Genomic DNA, 20547 nt, shown 5'->3' with positions numbered 1-20547 from the left:
TGGTGAAGTATCTATTTGAGCTGGTCACGCATCAGCAGTGGTTTACGTTTGAGAAGGCCTTCATGTATGGTTAGCCCCACATCCTATTTAGGATTGCTATAGAATTCTGATTTATCACTGGCTGGCACAACAAGGAGATTTTGGAGCTTCAGAGTTTGTGGAGTGTTGCTACGCACTACTGCCACTGGACGCGATGATGTAGTTCAGGCTTCACAGGTCCATCGCCTAATGTTCTTGAATAGTTGAGTAACTTGTGAATGATAGAACGGTTCATCCAGCTAATCCATGAATATCAAAGTAGAGTACGAGAGGCAGTTGAGCTATTTGAAGGCTACAAGGGACTGAAACAACCTCAACATCCTCTGGAGTGGCAATTATCGGGAATTCCACAGAGAGGATATTTAGATCCCAGCGGAAAGATTTCTTATTTTTTTCATGGGTACGGTTGTTGTGTATGTTTACCATCAGGACAAGTGGATTGGGACTTTGGCAGAGAAGGCCAAATTGATGGTTTTGATGTTTGGCGTTTGTCTAATTTTGTAGAAAAGGGAACACAGAATTTTCCAGAGTTTCGGGACGAAAAGCTAATAAAAGCTATGTTTGCCGAAGCAGAATCCAAAGGACTGTTTCATAAATCAGATTATGTTTTGTATTACCTAAAACAATGAATGACCTATGATAATTGCTGCATAACAATTCCAAAGCACACCGTCCGACGAGAGGCTATCAGCTCGATTTCAAGGTTATCTACAAAGGGTGCCTGGAAACGAGATAGCTTAATTATTAAGCCAGCATTTGCCGGAGCCGCGCGAGCGGAAACGCAGCAGCCAAGAAATCCCAAGGCTCCCATTCATCCTCATTGGTCAGTACGTACTGCTCACCCCCCGTCATCTGGCTAGCAGTAACCAGCCGTAGCTTGTAGGCCAAGTCAAACCATTCTCTAAAGCCTGGTTCTGCTGTCTTGGCCGCTTTTGGATGTTCACTCGCTCCTGGCTTCCAGCACTGGACAATCGCATCCCTGAGCAAGCCGATCGGATTCCTCACCTCATGCCTGTTTCGATACTCTACGGCTGCTGCTAAGGCATCCGTTACCACTTCAGGCGGTGCAGCTATCACTTCTGCTTCCAACTGGCGAGTCATTGGAAAGCCAGACTCTACGATTTTTGTCAGAAATTTTCGACATTTTTCGGCGGCGGAATCAGGGTCATCGGCAACCTGTTCCACTTGTGACCCAGATGCTTTTTGAACGGGTTGAGACTCAACAGGTGGGGTAGCGCTTACTGGCTCGAAAACTTTCACCTCATCTACAACAACAGGGCGGGCGGGCGGCTCCGTTGTTGTGGTGTCTATTGGGGATTCTGTCTTGGAATCTATTTCTATATGATCCCTACTCATTTGGGGGTTGATGACCTCTGAGCTAGGAAATGAACTCCCAGAATCCGAGGCATCATCTCCTAGATTTGTGAAATGAGACGGAGTCAGGGTTGTAGCCTGTTTTTGGGCTAATGCTTGTTCAATGGCCTCTCGATTGAGTTTGTACTGGTAGGCGCGATCGTACTTGGCTTTTGGGTTGTTGCGTCGCTTGAGGAGTTGCAGTTTATTGGTCAGCTTGGCCAGTGCTTGGCGGATGGTCTCAATGCTGTACTCCTCAAACAGGTGCTCTCGGATTTGCTCGAGCGTCAGCCTCACCCAGTCATCAAGCTTGTGCTTGGCCTTCCACTGCTGCCAACCCTCGATAATAGCGAGGATTTTAGCGGCGCAGTAGTTGCGCTGGGTGATTTGGACGTACTCTTTGCAGAGCTTGAGGTAAGTCAGATCACGGGTAGCAGTGCTCATCGTGGTTGCACCTCCCCTACGAAGATGTGCCGCACGGGTTTAATGAATTTGTGAGGCGTGTCTGGGTCTAGTTCGATGGAGTACCACCACCTGTTCTGATACTCCATGCCAATCACGGTGCCGTGTTCATTCCACTCGTCAGCAATCCGTATTTGCTGCCAGAAATAGAAGAGGCGGCGAGGGATGCCCCCAGGTATGGCAAAGCTCAGCTCTGGCTGGAGGTGCCGGGGATGGAACACCCAGCACTGCCAATACTCGATAGGTTCTAGCAGTTGGTGCAGGGTGCGCCATTGAGCGCAATGAATCGCGACTTGCGGACTTCTCCAAGTCCCTTGCTCAGCGTTTACACCACCTTTTTTTACTTGAATCAGGGTCGATATCAGATATGCGATATCGATAGAAAGAGCTTCTAAAGAGGCTTTGGTTGATTCATTGGCGAGGTAGTGACCAATCTGCTTACCTTCAGCTTTGGTCATCTTGGTCGGATTGACGTATCCATCTTCGACGCGCTGAGCAATTACCGTCGAATTAACTTCACGGGTAATAATAGACATGGCTATTCCTTGTTAGGGCGTAGTACAGGAGCGATCGCGTATTCTTCTTGCCAGTTGAGGCGCGGTCGCTTTGTGATCTAAATGAATTGAGACGGTTTGAGAGGCTTCATATCGAAGCCAGAAACATTAATCATCAATCTCGGCAGCCTTTAAAGCCTTTTCAACCTCCTCTTTTGCTAGCGTCTCCAAAAGGTTACTGACAGAGCAATTGCGTGCTGCCGCAAGTTTTTCTAGTCTTTCCTTGAGACCTTGACCTAGATCGCAGCAGTTTTTTTCGATCCCTAGGCTTCAATAGATTTTCCATTCAGGCAGCGCTGGAAATAGTCAATCAAGGCAGCTTCAACGCCATCCAGAATTCAATAGGACAGTCTAGCCAGGCCAGTTTAATTGGTCCCTTGCTCTGTAATTGCTTGAATCTGTGGTGCTGTTGCCACCGTAATTGAAGGTTGACTGACTTACCGATGCACTGAATGGAATTATCAGATGCGATCGCAAAGTAAATGCCTGCAATATTGAGCGACAAAGATCGTTCGTTTAGTGCCACCGATGGTAAAGCAGCAACATCGATCTCTGAAGGTCTAAGCATTACCGCCTCCGCTATCTTTAGTTAGCGAGTCCCAAATCTCATTAACCTTGGCATTGATAGCATCAAGGGTTGTGGGGCTGCCTTCGCTATTCAGCTGCTGATAAGCCTCATAAAAGAGAACAAGTTGTTCCACCTGCGCCCCTTCGTTTCTACCTTGTCTCTCTGCAATACGTGTAAGCATTGCCCTAATGTCTGAATCAAGTTTGTAGTTGACCCTCTCAGTAGGCCTTATTCGCTTCGGTCTTCCCACAATAGCTAATGCCATATCTGCGCCTCTAATTAAACAAGAAATACATTTACTAACCTCAATATTACATTCATTAGATGTTTTTTATACAGATAAAAAACATGAGAATAAGTTATTGCTTTTGCCTTTGGCTATAGCTATTTTTCATGTTTTTTATCTGTATAAAAAACATAGTAATGTCATACTTATAAATGTAGGAGCTACAGAGCACTGCAATGACTACTCAACAAACCGCGCAACACAAAGCCAACGCCAAGCTGATCGCCAACGCTAAGCAAGTGGTTACCAGAATGCAAGCTGCTCACAAGCAACTATCAACTCTGCGAGATAAGGCAGATAGCCTGATTCTCAAATAGTCCGAAAACTCAAAAGGCGATCGCATCCCTTACCACAGTTCTGCAATCGCCCTCTCAAGTCCAACCCTTAATTAAAAGGTCTTACCACTATGGTATACGTACCCGATCGCGTCGAGTCAATCGTGCCTGTTTTTGCTGAGGAGCGGGATTCTGACCGCATCCATGCTACGGCTCAACTAGAACTCGAAGCCTATTTAGAAGAGCAAGTCCGTTTCATTGCTCCAGCCAAGATTGACAGCCTCTCCCTAGTTGATGGCTACACCTACCTCTCAGTGATGGACGAAGATCGCCCCATTGCTAAACAGCCCATCCACCTCATCATCCAGCTTGAAGATTGCCAAGGTAATGAACAGCTCGTGGACTTAGTGACCAATAATGACCGCTTTGCCTTCATCACTCGCATCATCCGCAATCACTTTGATGCTTGCTGGAAGATTAACGAGACCTGGACGCCTGAGGATGGTTGCCCCTTCTAGATAAACAAACGATCGCTCCTCTCTTGGCGGGGGCAATCGTTTCCTAATGGAACCCCCCTTATCGGCTCTAGGGTGTTGCTACCCTGGAGCCAAATCGTTTAGCGATCGCCTCAATTTTTTGCCTCGCTAGAGGTGTCCGTTCTTAGCCGATATAGCAAGTACAGGAGTTCATGATCCGTCAGCTGGCTCCTCCGCTTGCCGTCGAAGTGATCAGCAATGAACTGGCGGGCTTGCTCCACAGTCCATCCCAATCGCCTAACTTGGATTTGAATCCCTGCAATCACATCGCTTAAATCGCCTATGGCTCCACCTTCAGCGATCGCCATAGGCTCTGGCGGGAGGGTCCAGGGCTGTGGAAAACTCGTTTCCCCCCTCCCTGGACCCTCCCCATTAGAGTTTATTTGTTTTTCCAAGACAGCATCATGGCCCCCACCCTTCATATAGGCAGAGGTGTGTAATTCCTCTCTAGGAGCCTCTTCTAGCGCTTTGGTTGGTTCTACCGCTGGCGGCTGTGATGCGGCTGCAACTGTCTCCTGTGGCTCTATTACACACCTTTCGGGGTGCCACAGTTTTTTGTGCTTCTGCAAAGTGGTATGACTGCACTGAGCTAGGGAGGCGATCGCTTGGGCTCGTGCGGTGGGGCGATCGGGTAGTTGACCTTGTTGAGTCAGTGCTAAGACGGCTTGTCTGATTCGGGCTTGGGCTTCTTCGGCTCGCTTCTGGTTGAAGTTGACGATGTTGTTGGCAGCAGTGGTTAGGCGAAGGCTGCGATCGCGTTTAGGAGAGGTGCCAAGCGGCCAGTAGTAGTTCTCTACGGCTGTGGCCCATTCTTGAGCGCGACGGCTGATTTCGTGCTGGTGTTGGCACCACTCTCGGTAGCCAGGGCTCTTGATGGCGGTGTGTTCGATGTAATGAGAGAGTGCGGCACCAGAGAGGAATTGAAAGACGACGCCGTAGCAGCCGATGGTTTTGAGCAGGTGGTTGGTTTGTCCGGGTCCGGTCCACCCTTGCTCGATTTCGGTTTCCAGTTCTTGCTGCCACAGGGCCGTGTTGCTGCGACGGTTGTAGGAGCGGTATTGGTGCTGCCTTTTCGCTGCGGCGATCGCTTGATGCAGTTGCTCTAGGTCCTGAGCTGCTGCCGCTTGATCCCACTGCTGGAAAAAGAAGGGCAAATCGCTGGGCAGGGGTTGCAGCGTGTCGCTGAGCAGGAAGGAGCCGCTGCTGGGTTGCAGGGGCAGGCGATGGGCGTTGTACTCGCTGTATTCCCCGGCTTTGCTGTAGCGCTTAACGTTGGGAAAGACTTCGAGCTGGCCTGCTTGCAGGGGCAGGTGGTGAGCTTCTAGGCAGTGCTTGAGGGCAACAGCGAGGCCGAAGGTGGGGACGGCTTCGGGTAGGGGGATGTAGAGGTGCAGGCCACCGTTCCAGCTGGAGCGCAGCAGAATAGTTTGATGAATGCCGATGCTGGCGAGGGTAGCTCGAATGTTAGCGAGGGCTTGGCGATCGCGGGTGGGGTGGTGCAGACTGAGGGCGTCGAGGTCGATGAGGCCGTGGTAGGTGGTGGGGCCAAAGCGGACACCGACGAGTTGAGCAGCATCTTGCCAGTAGGTCCAGAGACTACGGGGCTTGAGAGGGTACTGCGTGAGGGTTTGCCAAGCAGGTTTTTGGCTGGCATCTGGAGGGATAGGTGCGACGATCGCTTGCCAGGGGTAGGGGAAGAGTTGGCACAAGCGCTGGCCTAGAGGGTCGCGGGGCAGGGGTTCGGGTAGGCGCTGACGAGCTCGCTTTGGGGCGATCGCCTGACTTCTACAGGCAGGGGTTTGTTTGCGTGGCATGATGCAACTCTCTAGTCCGGTGAGGGCAAGGGGACAGAGGGTGCAAAGTGAGTAAGTACGACTGGTCACGCTGCTGATGCAGGAGATCGTCACAGTAGCTATGCATGGTCTCTCTGTCCCGAAATAACGGCTGGACAGGGAGAGAGCGATCCGCAGATTGAGAACAGCTAAGTTTTCTCTAAGACTGGCTTAGACAACCAGAAAATTTCTCGTTTTTCTTCGATGCGCTCCATCCCTGGTGTAGAGAGGAATAGAGAGCCATTCGCCTTTTTAGAAACGGTGCAAAAGATCTTGTCACTTTTTGCCAAATGACCGTAATATAGACGCATGGCGATGTGGGTGACTTAACTACCGGCCGGCAAGCACAGAAGTTAGAGTCCCCTCTATTCCGATTCCGAACAAATAATAAAAGCCTTCTTAGCCCCTTCTGTGTCCGCAGTTGGGGTTTTGGCTTTTAGGGTTCCTAGAGCATGTTCATCTCCTCAGCTCTAGCAATTAGACCAACAACCCTAAAAATCACCACAAACTCTGCCTCCATAAAGCTTGATGAGTAGTTTACCTGATCTGCCCAGCGATCTCCCCCAATTTCAACGGAAAGAAAGAAAAACTGGGTTTTGACGGTCTCAAACAAGCTGAGCCGTCATTCGAAAAGTCAGCCCTTGATCTTACTTATTGGGCATACATCCTTAAAACGCTGCTTCGGGTGAACTATCTCTGGCTCAAAAGCTAAGAGGCTGATTCCAGATGGGTTAAAGAAGGTCGGGGGCGATTGCGCTCCAAATCTTCAGTCCAGCCTTCGACGAAGTCCCGCAAATCAAACAATCCAGCATGAAGCTTGTTGAGCTTTTTACAGGCATCTCATCAGATTTTCACTCTAAGTGGGTTAAAACCTGATTAGTTCGGGGATTCTAAGCAAAACGCTAACGATTGAGTTTAGGCAGTTCTCTCATGGAGAGAACCTATTGATGGATGTCCTACATAACAAGATGCTGGTGTCGCTAAACTTTGCCTTTCTGGAAGTTCATGATCCGCAGCTCGTTCGGCTGGGTGCTTTAGCTGAACGGTATTTTGCCACTGATTCCAATACTTGCTTGATTAAACTGCGGCAGTTTGGGGAGTTGCTGGCTCAGTTGGCAGCAGCAAAAGTGGGGTTATATGAGTCGGCTGATGAGCGACAGATTGATTTGCTTAGGCGGTTGCGCGATCGCAGCCTTCTCAAGGGCGATGTCGATCGCTTGTTCCATGAGCTGCGAATGGCAGGTAATGAAGCAACGCATGGTCTGGCGGGAAGTCAGCGTCAGGCTTTGAGCTGCCTGAAATATGCCCGTTACTTAGCCGTTTGGTTCCACAAAGCTTTCACGAAAAATCCCACTTTTGATCCTGGGCCGTTTATTCCACCTCCCGATCCAGCAGTTGAGACGTTAGAACTAAAAGCAGAATTGGAACGGTTGCGCGAGGAAGTTCGGAAAACGCTATCAACCGCAGAGGCAGCCCAGGCGTTGGCTGATGCCGAGGCGCAACGACGATTGGTTGCTGAAGAACTAACTCAAGAGGTAGCAGCGAAGAATCAGGAACTGCTGGAGAATTTAGCCCAGATTCAAGCAACCGCAGCCAGCCAACCTCAACCCGTAATTCAAGCTGCGATCGCTCAAGCTCAAGACACCTTAGTTGATTTGGATGAGCGTGAAACCCGCAGATTGATTGATGTCCAATTGCGAGCAGCAGGCTGGGAAGTGGATTCGGAGTTACTAACCTATCAGAAGGGGACTCGGCCTCAGAAGGGAAAGAATTTAGCGATCGCCGAATGGCCGACCAAAAGTGGGCCTGCGGATTATGTCTTGTTTGTTGGGTTGCAAGCGGTTGCAGCGGTAGAGGCTAAGCGGCAGGGGCTTGATGTACCTGGGAAACTGGATCAAGCGCAGCGCTATAGCCGAGACTACCAAGTGAAAGGTGAGGAAGTTTTACCGGGTGGGCCTTGGGGAAAATACAAAGTTCCATTTGCGTTCGCGACCAATGGCCGAGAGTTTTTGGAGCAAATCAAGACCAAGAGCGGGATTTGGTTTCGTGACTTGCGCCGTTCTGAAAACTTGCGCCGACCTTTGCAGAGCTGGTATACACCTCAAGGTTTGAGCGAGATGCTGGCTCAAGATCATGACCAGGCTCATCAACGGCTGGCCCAGGAAGGCTTCAATTATGGGCTGAAGTTGCGGGAATACCAGATTAAAGCGATTCGGGCTGTAGAGGCAGCTTTAGCCAGGGATGAACGGAAGTTGCTGGTGGCAATGGCGACGGGTACAGGCAAGACTAAAACTTGTATTGCCCTGGTTTATCGGTTGCTAAAAACGAAGCGGTTCCGGCGGGTGTTGTTCTTAGTCGATCGCACGGCTTTAGGGGAGCAAACAACGAATGCCTTTAAGGACTCCCGCATGGAGAATTTGCAAACGTTTGCCGATATTTTTGAGATTAAGGAGCTAAAGGACACCGCACCTGACACAGAAACCAAGGTGCATATTGCCACGGTTCAAAGCTTTGTAAAGCGGATTCTGTACCCCAGTGATGAAGCAGCTGTACCCACTGTGGATCAGTACGACTGCATTGTGGTGGATGAGTGCCACCGGGGTTATTTGCTCGATCGCGAGCTGAGCGATTCGGAGTTGGAGTTTCGTGACTATAACGACTACATCTCCAAGTATCGACGGGTGTTGGAGCAGTTTGATGCGGTCAAGATTGGCCTCACAGCAACTCCAGCGCTGCACACCACTGAAATTTTTGGCGAGCCAGTCTACACCTACAGCTATCGAGAAGCGGTGATCGATAACTACTTGATTGACCATGAGCCACCCTTCCAAATCAAAACCAAGCTCTCGGAATCAGGGATGGTTTGGAATCCGGGTGAGCAGATGGAGTTCTTCAACCCCAAAACCGGGCAGTTGGATTTGGTGCATGCACCCGATGAAGTGCGCTTAGAAGTCGAGCAGTTCAATAAACGGGTGATCACAGAAGAGTTTAATCGCGTTGTTTGTGAGGCGATCGCTCGGCACATTGACCCTTCACTGCCCGAAAAGACGCTGATTTTTTGCGCGACGGATAGCCACGCCGATATTGTCGTAGACCAACTGAAGCAGGCGATCGCTCAGCAGTATGGCAGCGTGGAGGATGAGGCGATAGCCAAAATTACGGGCAGTGTGGACAAGCCGTTGCAGTTGATTCGGCAGTTTCGCAATGAGGTGAACCCGAAAATTGCCGTGACGGTGGAATTGTTGACGACGGGAATTGATGTGCCATCGATCTGCAATTTGGTGTTTATTCGGCGAGTCAAATCGCGGATTCTTTACGAGCAAATGCTGGGGCGGGCAACTCGACTCTGCACTTTTGATGATGGTAGCCAGAAACAGGCGTTTCGGATTTTTGATGCGGTCAATTTGTACGAAGCGATCGCCCCAGTTTCCACGATGAAGCCAGTGGTGGTCAACCCCAACATTTCGTTTACGCAACTGATTGATGAAATGGAGACTGTGACAGAACCAGCAGCCGTTGAGGGGATTTTGGATCAGCTTTTGGCGAAGTTGCAGCGGAAGCGACAGCATTTGAGTGACAGTAACCGAGAACAGCTTGAGGCGATCGCTGGGATGCCAGTGGGTGATTTAGTGCCACATTTGAAGCAAAGTGATTCGGCGCAGATACGAGAGTGGTTTCGCCAACGAAAAGCGATCGCGGAGATTTTGGATCGGCGGGATGGGGGCATGGCTCCAATCTTGATTTCTCACCACGCAGACGAGCTACACAGCATCGAGCGCGGCTATGGCAATGCGGAACGACCTCAAGACTATTTGGACAGCTTCAAGGCCTTTTTACTGGAGAATCTGAATCAAATTCCAGCGTTGATGGTGGTGACGCAGCGACCACGAGAGCTAACGAGGGCGCAACTGAAGGAGCTAAAGCTATTGCTAGATATGAAGGGCTACTCGGAAACTACGCTTCAGGTGGCTTGGCGAGAAGCAACCAATGAAGATATTGCAGCTTCGATTATTGGCTTTATCCGGCAGGCGGCTTTGGGAGATGCCTTAATCCCCTATAGCGATCGCGTGGATGGTGCGATTAAGCAAATTGTGGCGAGTCAAGCCTGGACACCCCCGCAGCGGAAATGGTTGGAGCGGATTGGGAAGCAATTGAAGGTGGAAACAATAGTTGATCGCGAAGCTTTCGAGCAAGGCGAGTTTAGAACGCAAGGGGGTGGTTTCGAGCGGCTGAATAAAACGTTTAATGGTCAGCTTGAGACGATTCTGGCATCGGTTGCCGATCATCTTTGGCCAGTTGTTAGTTAACTATTGAAGAAGTTTTGAGATTAGAAGCATGGAGTATGCACGCGCGTTGGCTCTTGGCGGGCGAATAATTTATGCAAACCAGTCTTTATTAAAAATTGTACATACAAACACTTTAAAACCAAGGTGTGCGTTCTGCGGTGAGCCTGTTTTTTACAAACATGGCTTTAAAAAAATTCCACATTTCTCACACTATCCAGATATACCCACCAGAAAATTAGAAGAGTGCATTCTCAGACAGAAGTCCGACTCATATTCTTATAGTGGAAGATATTTAACTAGCTACTCTGGAAGAGGGCAAAGGCTAAAAATATTTCAAAAGAGTTTATTGGATATATTCTCCGAGGGAAATAAGGATTTTAAAGCAATAAATGAAAAATTGAATGCGGAATCATACTATTCTGATTTCGGAGAATTAACTTATGCTTTTGTTAGGGATTTAATTTCTAACACAGAAACCTGCATTCTAGCGAGTAAGATTATTTATAGAGATGAGTCAATTGATCGATCCACTTTGAGAGAACAAATTTTATGTGAAGCAGTTGACTATTTAACGGTCTTAAGTTCAAGATCTATACTTAAGAGTATCATTCAATATAATTGGTATATCTTAAGCAGGAAGAATTCAGATTCTACTTACTCAGATATTATTCATGAAACATGCCAATCAATAGCAAAAGCGCCTTGGTTAGAAACCTTTGAATGGGTTAATCATCAATATGAAATCATGAGTTCTTTAGGAATACCCGCAAGAATACCTGCAATCTCAAGCAAAAATCAAACGCAGAATGAGAGACAAAAATCAGAACAATCGATACCAATAAGAGGTGGTAACAAGAGAATAGATATAGAGCTAAGCAGTAATGAATATCATTTTGGCTGTGAAAAAGCTATCGAGTTTAAAAGGCTAGTAATTTGCAAAAAATGTAAAGGGTTAGGTTCTTTTACAAAGAAGGATGAATTGTCCCAAGCATGTAATGATTGCCATAGTAGGGGTAGGATAATGCAACAAGAAAATCTTGAAATTATCATACCTCCTGCGTCCAAAAAAGGAAGATATGAAAGATTAAATCTAAAAGAATATGGCAATGAAGGTACTAGGATAGATGGCAATTTAGTAATACATATTAAACTCAAAAGTCAAAGAATTTAGTTTGCTATTAGTCAATTGAAAGTTTACAAGCATACTGACAATAAACTTTATTATGCTATCTGGGGCCAATCCAAACACTCATATAACTCAAAGGTAACAACAACAAGCTTTGAGTTATATGACTAGATTTAAACTTTAGTTAGCTGGGCTACTCAAGACTAATCTGCCGATTAAAACTCTTGAGCAAGTTCCTGTTGAATGATGTTGTAAAGATCTACTGATATTTCAATTGCTGTCACAGCAGTTGCTACACCTGGAACAACTTTGATAAGCTTAGCTCCATACTTTTTGACTAACTTATCTGCAACTTTGGGTGCTACACGAAGAACAACTTTGCCAGCCTTGGCCGCAGTTGTAGGATTAATGAAAGCAACTGTAGGGGTGTTAAGGCTACCAAGAGGAGATACATGGAGTGGGTTTGCAAACGCTGATGTAGCAAAACTTGTTGTAGTAACAACCAGCGCTACGAGACAAGACAGAAACGCTCTGAGGAAATGGCGCATATTCTTTGCTGCAAATTTAATATGAATTTAATCTCTCTAAACATTGGCTGGCTCCAGAGTTTCTACTGATCCTGCGTTAAAGATTTTACTAACTGTTGTAATTGAGGCCCATGGGGCATCATTAAAGATGGTTTTCCTTTAGAATCCGATGAGCGCAACGAGTGATATTGTCCAAAAGCTGTGGAGTTTGTGTCATGTCCTGCGGGACGATGGCATTACTTATTTGCAGTACGTGACGGAGCTGACCTACCTGCTGTTTCTGAAGATGATGCAGGAGACGGGGAATGAAGGGCAGTTACCGGAGGGCTATCGCTGGGGTGATTTAACTAGCAAGGACGGAGTGGAGCAACTGACGTTTTACCGAGCGGCGTTGCTGCATTTGGGGTCGGAGGAGTCGGCGCAGCGAGTGCAAGCGATTTTTGCCAATGCTCAGACGGCACTGAAGCAACCACGCATTCTGAAGAAGCTAGTGCAGAGTATTGATGAGCTGGACTGGTACTCGGCTAAAGAAGAAGGGTTGGGTGACCTGTATGAGGGGTTGCTGGAGAAGAATGCTAGTGAGAAGAAGTCGGGGGCAGGGCAGTATTTTACGCCGCGTCCGTTGATTGACTGCATGGTGGCACTGATGAAGCCGCAGCCAGGGCAACTGATCCAAGACCCCGCAGCAGGGACGGGTGGATTTTTAATTTCGGCAGACCGCTACATCAAGCAGCGCACGGATGAGTTGTTTGAACTGAGCGAAGCGGAGCAGGTGTTTCAGCGACAGCAGGCGTTTTATGGCATTGAGTTGGTGCAGGATGCCCACCGCTTGTTGCTGATGAATATGATGCTGCACGGGATTGAGGGGGCCGTGACGCTGGGTGATACGTTGGCACCAGATGGGCAGCGGTTGGCGAAGGCTGATGTGATTTTGACGAATCCGCCATTTGGCACCAAGAAGGGTGGAGGGATGCCGACGCGGGATGACTTTACCTATCCCACTTCCAACAAGCAGTTGGCGTTTTTGCAGCACATCTATCGATCTCTGAAACCAGGCGGACGAGCAGCGGTGGTGTTGCCAGACAACGTGCTGTTTGAGGATGGGCAGGGGCGATCGATTCGGGCAGATTTGATGGACAAGTGCAATTTGCACACGATTCTGCGATTGCCGACGGGGATTTTTTACGCGCAGGGGGTGAAAACCAATGTGCTGTTCTTCCAGCGGGGCAAAACGGAGAAGGGCAACACTCAGGCGGTGTGGATTTACGATATGCGAACCAACATGCCCAGCTTTGGCAAGCGCATTCCTCTAACTCGCGAGCATTTTGCGGAGTTTGAGCAGTGCTATGGCGATGACTCGAATGGACTGAGTGCACGGGTGGATCTGGGTGAGGAGGGGCGGTTCCGCTGCTTTACGCGAGAGCAGATCACGAAGCGTAACGAAAACTTAGATATTTCCTGGCTGCGGGATGAGAGTTTGCAGTCGGGGGATGACTTACCAGAACCAGAAGCGATCGCGGCTGAGATTATGGAGAAGCTGCGGATTGCGACGAAGGAGATGGAAGCGCTGATGGTATTGCTGGAAGGGGAGGAAGCAGCAGAGGCAACCAGTGCTTCGGTGGGAATGCCAACTTTAGAATAGGAACAACCAACGATTCGCAAAAACTAATTAGAGGCGATCGCAGGCATTGAAACCATTATCACAAACGCTGATTATGTATAATCTTGACCTTGATTTACAGCAGATAATCCGCGATCGCCTCCATGTCTCTCTATCGGATATCGAGGCGTACTGTCAGCGTTGGCAAATTACCGAGTTTGCGCTGTTTGGCTCGGTGTTACGCGATGACTTTCGCCCTGATAGTGATGTCGATGTTTTAATTACTTTTGCACCGAGTCGGCGATGGAGTTTGTTTGATCTGATGGAGATGCAAAGGGAACTGGAAACAGCATTTGGGCGCAAGGTTGATCTAGTTCAGAAAAAAGAGTTAAAGAACCCCTATCGTCGAGCCAATATCTTAAAGACCCATCGAGTAGTTTATGCAAATTAATGATCGCGATGCCGCTTCTCTGTGGGATATGGCACAGGCAATTCGGCGGATTCTAGAATTTACCCAAAATTCTTCGCTAGAAGACTATTTGAACAGTATTTTTATGCAAAGTGCGGTGGAGCGCCAGTTTGAAATTTTAGGAGAAGCTGCCCGCCGGATATCACTAGAGTTTCAACAATTACATCCAGAAATTGACTGGAGCAACATCATTGGTCTAAGAAATGTAATTGCTCACCGCTATGAGCAGGTCAACCAGGAAAACTTATGGCAGATTATTGAAGCACTTTTACCTGAATTACTGATACACATTGAAGGGTTATTACCACCCCTTCCAGAGGAAGATTCACTCTAATAGAGTGATCGCCCTTCCCCGTTAAATTTCGCTTTCCTAATTTTGAATTGATTGCAAGATATGAATGGTGAGTTGACAGAACTACCCGAAGGTTGGCAGTGGGTAAACTTAAGCAGGCTAGGAAAATTAATAAATGGAGATCGAGGCAAGAACTACCCAAGTAAAGATGCCTTCGTCGAACTCGGTATTCCTTTTATTAATGCAGGTCATCTCCAGGATGGAGTAATACAATTCTCTGAAATGAACTATATTTCAGAAGAAAGATTTGCTTTGTTAGGCAGTGGAAAAGTTCAGTCAAATGACATCTTGTACTGTTTACGAGGTTCTCTAGGCAAAACTGCAATTGTCAAAGACAACATCAGCAAAGGGGCGATCGCCTCATCCTTGGTTATTATTCGTCCTTTTGGATGCACTGATCCTGAGTACCTTCTTCAATTTCTAATTAGTCCTCTTGGAAAAGCTGAGATCCTTAAATTTGATAATGGTTCTGCCCAACCTAATCTTTCTGCTAAAAGCGTAGGTGAGTATTCTGTCCCTCTTCCACCACTCAATGAGCAAAAGCGGATTGTTGCCAAGATTGAGGAGTTGCGCGATCGCCATCAACGTACAAAACAAGCGCTTGAAGTCATTCCAAAATTGTGCGATCGCTTTCGTCAATCTGTTCTTGCCGCTGCCTTCCGAGGCAACTTAACAACCGACTGGCGCGAAGAAAACCCAGAAGTTGAATCCGCTTCAGTTTTGTTGGAGAAGATTAAAGAGAAAAGATTTGAACTAGCTGAATCAAAAAGAGAGCTACTGTCTGTTCAGAAGGCTTATGAAGAAAATATAGATGCTCCGTCAGATGACATTGAGTCTTTACCAAGCGGATGGATGCATTGCAGGATTAATAACATTGGGAATGTCTGCAATGGTAGCACTCCATCTCGAAAGGAATTCCAGTATTGGGAGGGCTCAATTCCTTGGGTAAGTTCAGGTGAAGTTCGCAATAATCAAATATTTACGACTCGTGAAGCTATTACGCAAGAAGGGTATGAAAGTACTTCTGTTCGACTTTTACCTATTGATACTGTACTTTTAGCAATGATTGGAGAAGGAAAGACAAGGGGACAAACTGCAATACTCAAAGTTGAAGCTACCATCAATCAAAATATTGCTGCTGTCATACTTAACCACAAATTAATTTCACCTGAATATCTCTGGTACTGGTTTCAATATCAATACGCAACTACGAGAGAGGCAGGCAGTGGTTCAGGCCCTCAAGCTCTTAACTGCCAGCGAGTACGAGAAATTCCTTTTGTCCTTGCTCCACTACGGGAACAGAAAGAAATTGTTGCATGCATCGAAAATCTGCTCAGATCCATCGAAACTATCAAACAGCAGTTTTTAATAACATCAAATCAAATCGATTGCCTTAATCAAGCCATTCTTGCTAAAGCTTTTCGAGGCGAACTAGTGGAGCAAGACCCCAACGATGAACCCGCATTCGTATTACTTGAGCGTATCCGAGCCGAGCGCGAGAAAGCAGACAACGGTGAAAAGACCAAAGGCAAACGAGCCAAGCAACTCAAACTGGAGGTGTGAACGATACATCCTCATAAATCAGCGCGATCGGGCAGGAGAAATCGAGGCTTTCTAGATAGACCTCCTCCCCCTCACCGTAAGGGTTTAGCTCCCACTTGCCCGCCGCATTCAGCCGGAAACACTCCACCTCTGCCGTTTCCGCATTGATCAGCACATACTCCCGCAGCGTTGAGATCCGGCGATACTGAGCAAACTTGCCCCCTCGGTCATATGCCTCCGTACTCGGTGACAACACCTCCACAATTAGCGACGGGTGCTGAATCAACCGCACTGCTGAGCGATCGCGGTCGTCGCAACTCACCATCACATCCGGGTAATAAAACGGCCCCTGAGCCTGAGCCTGCACCTTGACATCTGCCATAAACACCCGGCAAGGCCCACCCCGCACATGCCCTCGTAACGCCGCAGCCAAATTCAGCGCGATCGTACTGTGCGCCACCGTCCTCCCAGTCATGGCAAACACTTCGCCACCCACATACTCATACCGGAGTGGCTGTTGCGCCTCCCACTCCAAATACTCTTCTGGGGTAAAATACCGGGACCCTGGGATAGCAATCATCTGCGATCGCTCCTGCAACTCAACCTCGTACCTTTCACTGTAACAGCGTCCACATGGCCGTTCTCATTCTTAACATCCGTAACGAAGTCGGCCAAGCCCTGACCTCCATCGAGGGCATTCCCTTCAGCATTGCCATCCAGCAAGGCAATAAACTCGCTATTCAGCAAACCGTTGACCTCACCTACGCCAGTGCCACACTGGTTGATGTCACTCCGGGTCAGTACATTGCGATCGCCACTCATCCCCGAGTTGAGCCGATCGCCGCTGCCTTCCAATTCCAAGTCACCAGCGATGAAGACCTGATCCTGATTTTGTTCGTATACTTAGAATCAGAACGGGTGTTGCTGAACATTGAAACCTTTGTAGAGCCCTGACCCATGCGAGTCCTTGACCCCACCTCCTTAATCGCTTACCGCTATCGAGTCCGCATGCTCAGCCGTGAAGTTTGTGAGCAAGCCGACCCACGCATCCGCGTCAACATCGCCCAGCAATTAGCCAACGCCGCTACAGAGTTGGCCGTGTTAGAAGCTCAAGAGCTGGCACGCCTCACCCCCACCGAACCCGCATAGCAGTGGCAAAAGAAGAGCATCCCCTATCCGGACCAGAACTCATCAAGGAAGTGTGCCGTCGCATTCGAGTTGCCAGAAGCTACTGGGATGCCCACAACAATGCTGCCTGCCGCCGAGAACGCGATCGCGCCCTAGCCCTCTACAACACCTTGACTCCAGAGCAAAAAGACCAAATTCCCCAAGTTCTACGAGTCTGGCTCCGCTATCGCAGCGAAAAGTACTTCGGTGCTCACCGCACCCCACCCCAGAAACAGCAAAGGAAGCGATCGCGCTAGCAGTCAGTTCAAAAACATCAGTTAATTGACTTTAAGGAAAATCAACTGCAAATCAGAAAGGAATGGCTGCTGTTTAAGTTGTCGTATTGGAGGATTTTTGGGTCACACTCAAACTGCTCATGCCGCCCAACTGGATTCTCTGATAAATCCCTTGAGTTGGAGCCAGCCAAACTTTGCCTGTTCCCCGAAAGGTTTGCAGCAAGCCTTCTCCACTAGTCAACGTTCCAAACAGACTCTTCGTTGACTTCTCTACTGTAAATTCGATGTTGCCCGTCCGCATCAAGGCAAAATTGCCATCCACCTTCAGTGTCTCATTGTTCAGTTGAACGCAGCGGACCTCATTCGCAGGCACAGGCAATTCAAACACACAAATACCATTGCCTTTCACTCTCGTTTGAAAAAATCCCTCACCACCCAAGAACGCTGATGAGAGATTTTTTTGCATCACAACCCCAACTTCCAGCGACCCGTCGGAGCAGAAAAATAACCCTTTATCGGCGATTAACTCCTCATTACGAAGTTGGTAAATCAGAAAATGGCCAAACGATGGTTCTAGGTAAAGCTCGCCTGTTCCTCGGTAACGCGGCTTAAATGCTGCCTCATTTGTCAACATCTTGTTGAGCATCGCTTTCCCTAGGCCAGCTACTCCCCCAGCCTTGTTGTCCATCTCCAGACGACCATGCATATAGTGCAAGGCCCCAGCTTCGATTTGCACCTCATGATTCTGAAGCGTAACTTTCACTTGCTTAAGCTTTAGTCCAGCTTGGTTTGCAAAGAAAACTGTTTGTGCGGTGGAGGGATCGTGAGACCCTGATAAACTGCGGTAGCCCAAGACTTCTACCTTAAAACTCCCATGCACAGCAGAATCCAGAACTTCAATAACATCACCTGAGCTCTGAGAAGCTAATGAAGGCTTTAGTCCAGCTACTCCGTTGGCTATAGCGACTGGCTGGTTTGTACGCGTTGCCCGTTCAAACAATCCACTCACCTTCGAAGCAGACATCCACTCTCCTGGTTCCTGGCGTACCTCCGTTTCTGGCACAATGAGACCCTGAGCAACTGCTTGCACGAGATCATTAGGGGAGAGCGGACCAACTTCTTGGTCCATCTGCTTGTAATACCACAACGCTGTCATTGTCTTTTTCCTTAATATTTGTTGGGTCTGCCAGCAAAGAATTTTGCTTAGGATGAGTACCTTAGTCCTGTTTCCTAGGCCTACTGGAAGTCTAGCGAGAACCAGAGTTAAGATGCCCACAACCTAATACACGATCGCTTCTGCTCGATGCCCTTAAGTTTTGAACTGAGATAGGTAGTGAAAAAGGGCACAATTCAACCACAATCCCCTACACTTTTTGATGTCGCCTAAAAGTTGGCTGTGGTAAAAATCATTTCACTCTTCAACCAGTCGGGAGGCGTTGGCAAAACCACCCTCACTATGAACCTGGGTTACCAGCTAGCCCAGCGGGGCCATCGCGTTCTACTAGTAGATATGGACCCCCAAGCATCCCTCACCAATTTCATGGGGGTAGAAGCCTATAAACTTTCTAAAACCATTTACCACGCGATTGTTCACGATGAAGAGCTACCCATTCACACCGACCTGCATGGCTTAGATCTAGCTCCTACCAACATCCAACTTAGCGGTGCAGAAATGGAACTGGTCCTAGCGGAGTTCCGTGAAGTTCGCCTCAAAGATGCCTTAGAGCCAGTGCAAGACCGTTACGATTTCGTTCTGATCGATTGCCCACCCAGCTTAGCCATCCTCAGCTACATCAGCTTAGTCGCCTCAACCCACGTCTTAGTTCCTATCCAGACGCACTACAAAAGTCTAATTGGTTGCGACATGCTGCTTGATACGGTTGCTCGGGTTCGCCAACGAGCCAATCGCAAACTAAAAGTTGCGGGTTTTATTCCCACTATGCACGAAGGGCAAACGGTTCAAGGAAAGACAAGTCTGAGTACTGTGCAGAATCAGTTGTCTAGCGTAGCAACCGTTTTCCCTGCTATTCCCAGAGCGATCGCCTTTGCAGATGCAGCTCAACTACATGAACCTCTATCACTCAGTTCCCCAAAACATCCAGTAGTCGCTATCCTCAACCAAATTACTGATGCATTGGAGGCTGTGTAATGGCACGACGAAAACCACTACCTGAGTATCAACTGAATAATGTGCGCCTCCTAGACGAGTTACCAGCACAAGGGGGTCAGGCTGTTGCTATTGACAGGATTCAGTTGCCCCAAAAGCAACCCCGTCGCTACTTCGATCCTGACAAAATGCAGCAGTTGATCCAGTCCGTTCAGGAGCATGGCATCCTAGAACCTCTACTGGTGCGTCCTCTAGGTAATGATAAATACGAACTGGTAGCTGGGGAAAGACGGCTTAAAGCCGCCCAAACAGTTGGGCTCGCAGAAGTTCCCATTGTTAGCAAAGAGCTAAGTGATAGGGAAGCTCTTCAGATAGCCCTGATGGAAAACCTTCAACGAGAGGATCTAAACCCTGTTGAAGAGACTGAAGCCATTCTTGAACTGCTAGCGATCGCGATTGAAGGAGACACAACCGATGTAGTCTCCATTCTTAACCGTGCTAACCACGCTAAAAATCGTGATCAAGAACTGGAGGAAAACGTTTTCCTCCAACTCAAAACCATCCAAACAGTCCTCTCTGGCATCGGACGTTTCACTCCTGAATCTTTCCGCACTAGCCGTCTTCCGCTCCTCAACCTACCCGATGACATCCTGCAAGCTCTTCGCCAAGGAAAGCTTGAATATACAAAGGCCAGAGCGATCGCCCGTCTCAAAGATGAACAGAAACGGCAAGAGGTTTTAGAGGAGGCGATCGTTCAAAACCTTTCTTTGGTACAAATCAAAGAACGAGTCGCAAGCCTTAAAACTGCCAGCGCTGAATCAACCAGTTTCACCCAGCATTCACTCAAAAGCGTTTTGGATAATGCTTATCGTTTGTCAAAGCGCTCTAAGGTTTGGAATAACCCTAAAAAGCAAAAGCGTCTTGAGAAGTTACTAACCGAACTAGAAAACCTTTTCTCTGAACCTGAATAACCATCCCAATAAAGGGTAAAGGATTTGCAGACCTTTCATAGAAGCAACAAAGCGCTCACTAGCTATAGGTTGTAGAGAGGGCTTTAAGAGCGATCGCCCCGTTGAATACATTGCATGCAAACATTGAACAAAGCGATAACTGATGCGATTTCAATCGGAATTTGCAGCGGCGGCGGAGCCGCAATCAACCCAGCCAGGATGAAACCTAAACCGACAAAAATAGAGACAATCAGAATCACCTCATCGTCAAATAGCTTCA

22 protein-coding genes are annotated in these 20547 nt (G+C 48.2%); 14 read left to right on the top strand and 8 right to left on the bottom strand.

Features of this window, described 5'->3' with window-relative positions:
- Positions 1-257 precede the first annotated feature (257 nt).
- Positions 258-668 (top strand): DUF6896 domain-containing protein, encoded by a 411-nt coding sequence (locus H6F68_RS22260; RefSeq protein ID WP_190562403.1) that lies wholly within the window; start codon positions 258-260, stop codon positions 666-668.
- Between the two features lie 115 nt (positions 669-783).
- On the opposite strand, the gene H6F68_RS22255 is transcribed toward H6F68_RS22260, so the two are convergent.
- The 3 genes from H6F68_RS22255 to H6F68_RS22240 form a co-directional block, all read right to left on the bottom strand.
- The gene (locus H6F68_RS22255; RefSeq protein WP_190562401.1) at positions 784-1836 is read right to left on the bottom strand and encodes a hypothetical protein; all 1053 of its coding nucleotides are present in this window, start codon (positions 1834-1836) and stop codon (positions 784-786) included.
- Positions 1833-2390 (bottom strand): KilA-N domain-containing protein, encoded by a 558-nt coding sequence (locus H6F68_RS22250; RefSeq protein WP_190562399.1) that lies wholly within the window; start codon positions 2388-2390, stop codon positions 1833-1835. Before H6F68_RS22250 ends, H6F68_RS22255 begins: the two co-directional genes overlap by 4 nt.
- Positions 2391-2968: 578 nt before the next feature.
- On the bottom strand, positions 2969-3157 hold the full coding sequence (locus tag H6F68_RS22240) for a hypothetical protein (protein ID WP_206755550.1): 189 nt from the start codon (positions 3155-3157) through the stop codon (positions 2969-2971).
- A gap of 281 nt (positions 3158-3438) precedes the next feature.
- Between H6F68_RS22240 and H6F68_RS22235 the strand changes: the two genes are divergently transcribed.
- Both H6F68_RS22235 and H6F68_RS22230 read left to right on the top strand, forming a co-directional pair.
- The gene (locus H6F68_RS22235) at positions 3439-3579 is read left to right on the top strand and encodes a hypothetical protein (protein WP_190562393.1); all 141 of its coding nucleotides are present in this window, start codon (positions 3439-3441) and stop codon (positions 3577-3579) included.
- An 89-nt stretch (positions 3580-3668) separates the two neighbouring features.
- Positions 3669-4055 (top strand): hypothetical protein, encoded by a 387-nt coding sequence (locus tag H6F68_RS22230; protein WP_190562391.1) that lies wholly within the window; start codon positions 3669-3671, stop codon positions 4053-4055.
- A gap of 110 nt (positions 4056-4165) precedes the next feature.
- Here the strand turns inward: H6F68_RS22230 and H6F68_RS22225 are convergent, their stop codons facing one another.
- Positions 4166-5887: a hypothetical protein gene (locus tag H6F68_RS22225; RefSeq protein ID WP_190562389.1), complete on the bottom strand. Its 1722-nt coding sequence runs from the start codon at positions 5885-5887 to the stop codon at positions 4166-4168.
- A gap of 167 nt (positions 5888-6054) precedes the next feature.
- Positions 6055-6216 (bottom strand): hypothetical protein, encoded by a 162-nt coding sequence (locus H6F68_RS22220; RefSeq protein WP_190562387.1) that lies wholly within the window; start codon positions 6214-6216, stop codon positions 6055-6057.
- A 636-nt stretch (positions 6217-6852) separates the two neighbouring features.
- Here H6F68_RS22220 and hsdR point away from each other — a divergent pair.
- Positions 6853-10212, top strand: coding sequence for a type I restriction-modification system endonuclease (gene hsdR, locus H6F68_RS22215; RefSeq protein ID WP_242065615.1), 3360 nt, complete (start codon positions 6853-6855; stop codon positions 10210-10212).
- Positions 10213-10240: 28 nt separating this feature from the next.
- Entirely contained in the window at positions 10241-11362 is a 1122-nt protein-coding gene (locus H6F68_RS22210; RefSeq protein ID WP_190562384.1) for a hypothetical protein, read from the top strand.
- Between the two features lie 170 nt (positions 11363-11532).
- Here the strand turns inward: H6F68_RS22210 and H6F68_RS22205 are convergent, their stop codons facing one another.
- Positions 11533-11865: a hypothetical protein gene (locus H6F68_RS22205; protein WP_190562382.1), complete on the bottom strand. Its 333-nt coding sequence runs from the start codon at positions 11863-11865 to the stop codon at positions 11533-11535.
- Between the two features lie 148 nt (positions 11866-12013).
- Here H6F68_RS22205 and H6F68_RS22200 point away from each other — a divergent pair, with 148 nt between their 5' ends.
- The 4 genes from H6F68_RS22200 (at position 12014) to H6F68_RS22185 (ending at position 15828) form a co-directional block, all read left to right on the top strand.
- Entirely contained in the window at positions 12014-13486 is a 1473-nt protein-coding gene (locus tag H6F68_RS22200; protein ID WP_190562380.1) for an N-6 DNA methylase, read from the top strand.
- Between the two features lie 73 nt (positions 13487-13559).
- Positions 13560-13895, top strand: coding sequence for a nucleotidyltransferase family protein (locus tag H6F68_RS22195; RefSeq protein ID WP_190562378.1), 336 nt, complete (start codon positions 13560-13562; stop codon positions 13893-13895).
- The gene (locus tag H6F68_RS22190; protein ID WP_190562376.1) at positions 13885-14247 is read left to right on the top strand and encodes a DUF86 domain-containing protein; all 363 of its coding nucleotides are present in this window, start codon (positions 13885-13887) and stop codon (positions 14245-14247) included. The genes H6F68_RS22195 and H6F68_RS22190 overlap by 11 nt, the downstream gene beginning before the upstream one ends.
- 60 nt (positions 14248-14307) lie before the next feature.
- Positions 14308-15828, top strand: a complete 1521-nt coding sequence (locus H6F68_RS22185) for a restriction endonuclease subunit S (RefSeq protein WP_190562374.1) — start codon at positions 14308-14310, stop codon at positions 15826-15828.
- Here the strand turns inward: H6F68_RS22185 and H6F68_RS22180 are convergent.
- Positions 15812-16387 carry a Uma2 family endonuclease gene (locus H6F68_RS22180; RefSeq protein ID WP_190562372.1) on the bottom strand — a complete coding sequence of 192 codons (576 nt, stop codon included), beginning with the start codon at positions 16385-16387 and terminating at the stop codon, positions 15812-15814. The two genes, H6F68_RS22185 and H6F68_RS22180, sit on opposite strands and share 17 nt — an antisense overlap.
- A 53-nt stretch (positions 16388-16440) precedes the next feature.
- Between H6F68_RS22180 and H6F68_RS22175 the strand changes: the two genes are divergently transcribed.
- From H6F68_RS22175 to H6F68_RS22165, 3 genes are read left to right on the top strand one after another with little or no spacing between them, the layout of a single operon-like run.
- Positions 16441-16761: a hypothetical protein gene (locus tag H6F68_RS22175; protein WP_190562370.1), complete on the top strand. Its 321-nt coding sequence runs from the start codon at positions 16441-16443 to the stop codon at positions 16759-16761.
- A gap of 3 nt (positions 16762-16764) precedes the next feature.
- On the top strand, positions 16765-16956 hold the full coding sequence (locus H6F68_RS22170; RefSeq protein WP_190562368.1) for a hypothetical protein: 192 nt from the start codon (positions 16765-16767) through the stop codon (positions 16954-16956).
- A gap of 2 nt (positions 16957-16958) precedes the next feature.
- A complete protein-coding gene (locus H6F68_RS22165) occupies positions 16959-17231 on the top strand; it encodes a Precorrin-3B methylase (protein ID WP_190562366.1) in 273 nt (90 codons plus the stop codon).
- Between the two features lie 73 nt (positions 17232-17304).
- Here H6F68_RS22165 and H6F68_RS22160 read toward each other — a convergent pair whose 3' ends face one another.
- Positions 17305-18366 carry an AIM24 family protein gene (locus tag H6F68_RS22160; protein ID WP_190562364.1) on the bottom strand — a complete coding sequence of 354 codons (1062 nt, stop codon included), beginning with the start codon at positions 18364-18366 and terminating at the stop codon, positions 17305-17307.
- 240 nt (positions 18367-18606) lie between these two features.
- On the opposite strand from H6F68_RS22160, the gene H6F68_RS22155 reads away from it, so the two are divergent.
- Positions 18607-19359 carry an AAA family ATPase gene (locus H6F68_RS22155; RefSeq protein ID WP_190562362.1) on the top strand — a complete coding sequence of 251 codons (753 nt, stop codon included), beginning with the start codon at positions 18607-18609 and terminating at the stop codon, positions 19357-19359.
- Positions 19359-20288, top strand: coding sequence for a ParB/RepB/Spo0J family partition protein (locus H6F68_RS22150; RefSeq protein WP_190562360.1), 930 nt, complete (start codon positions 19359-19361; stop codon positions 20286-20288). Before H6F68_RS22155 ends, H6F68_RS22150 begins: the two co-directional genes overlap by 1 nt.
- Positions 20289-20547: the final 259 nt, after the last annotated feature.

This window comes from Trichocoleus sp. FACHB-262, assembly GCF_014696035.1.
Lineage (GTDB): Bacteria > Cyanobacteriota > Cyanobacteriia > FACHB-46 > FACHB-46 > Trichocoleus.
This window is presented reverse-complemented; position numbering and strand designations above follow the sequence as displayed.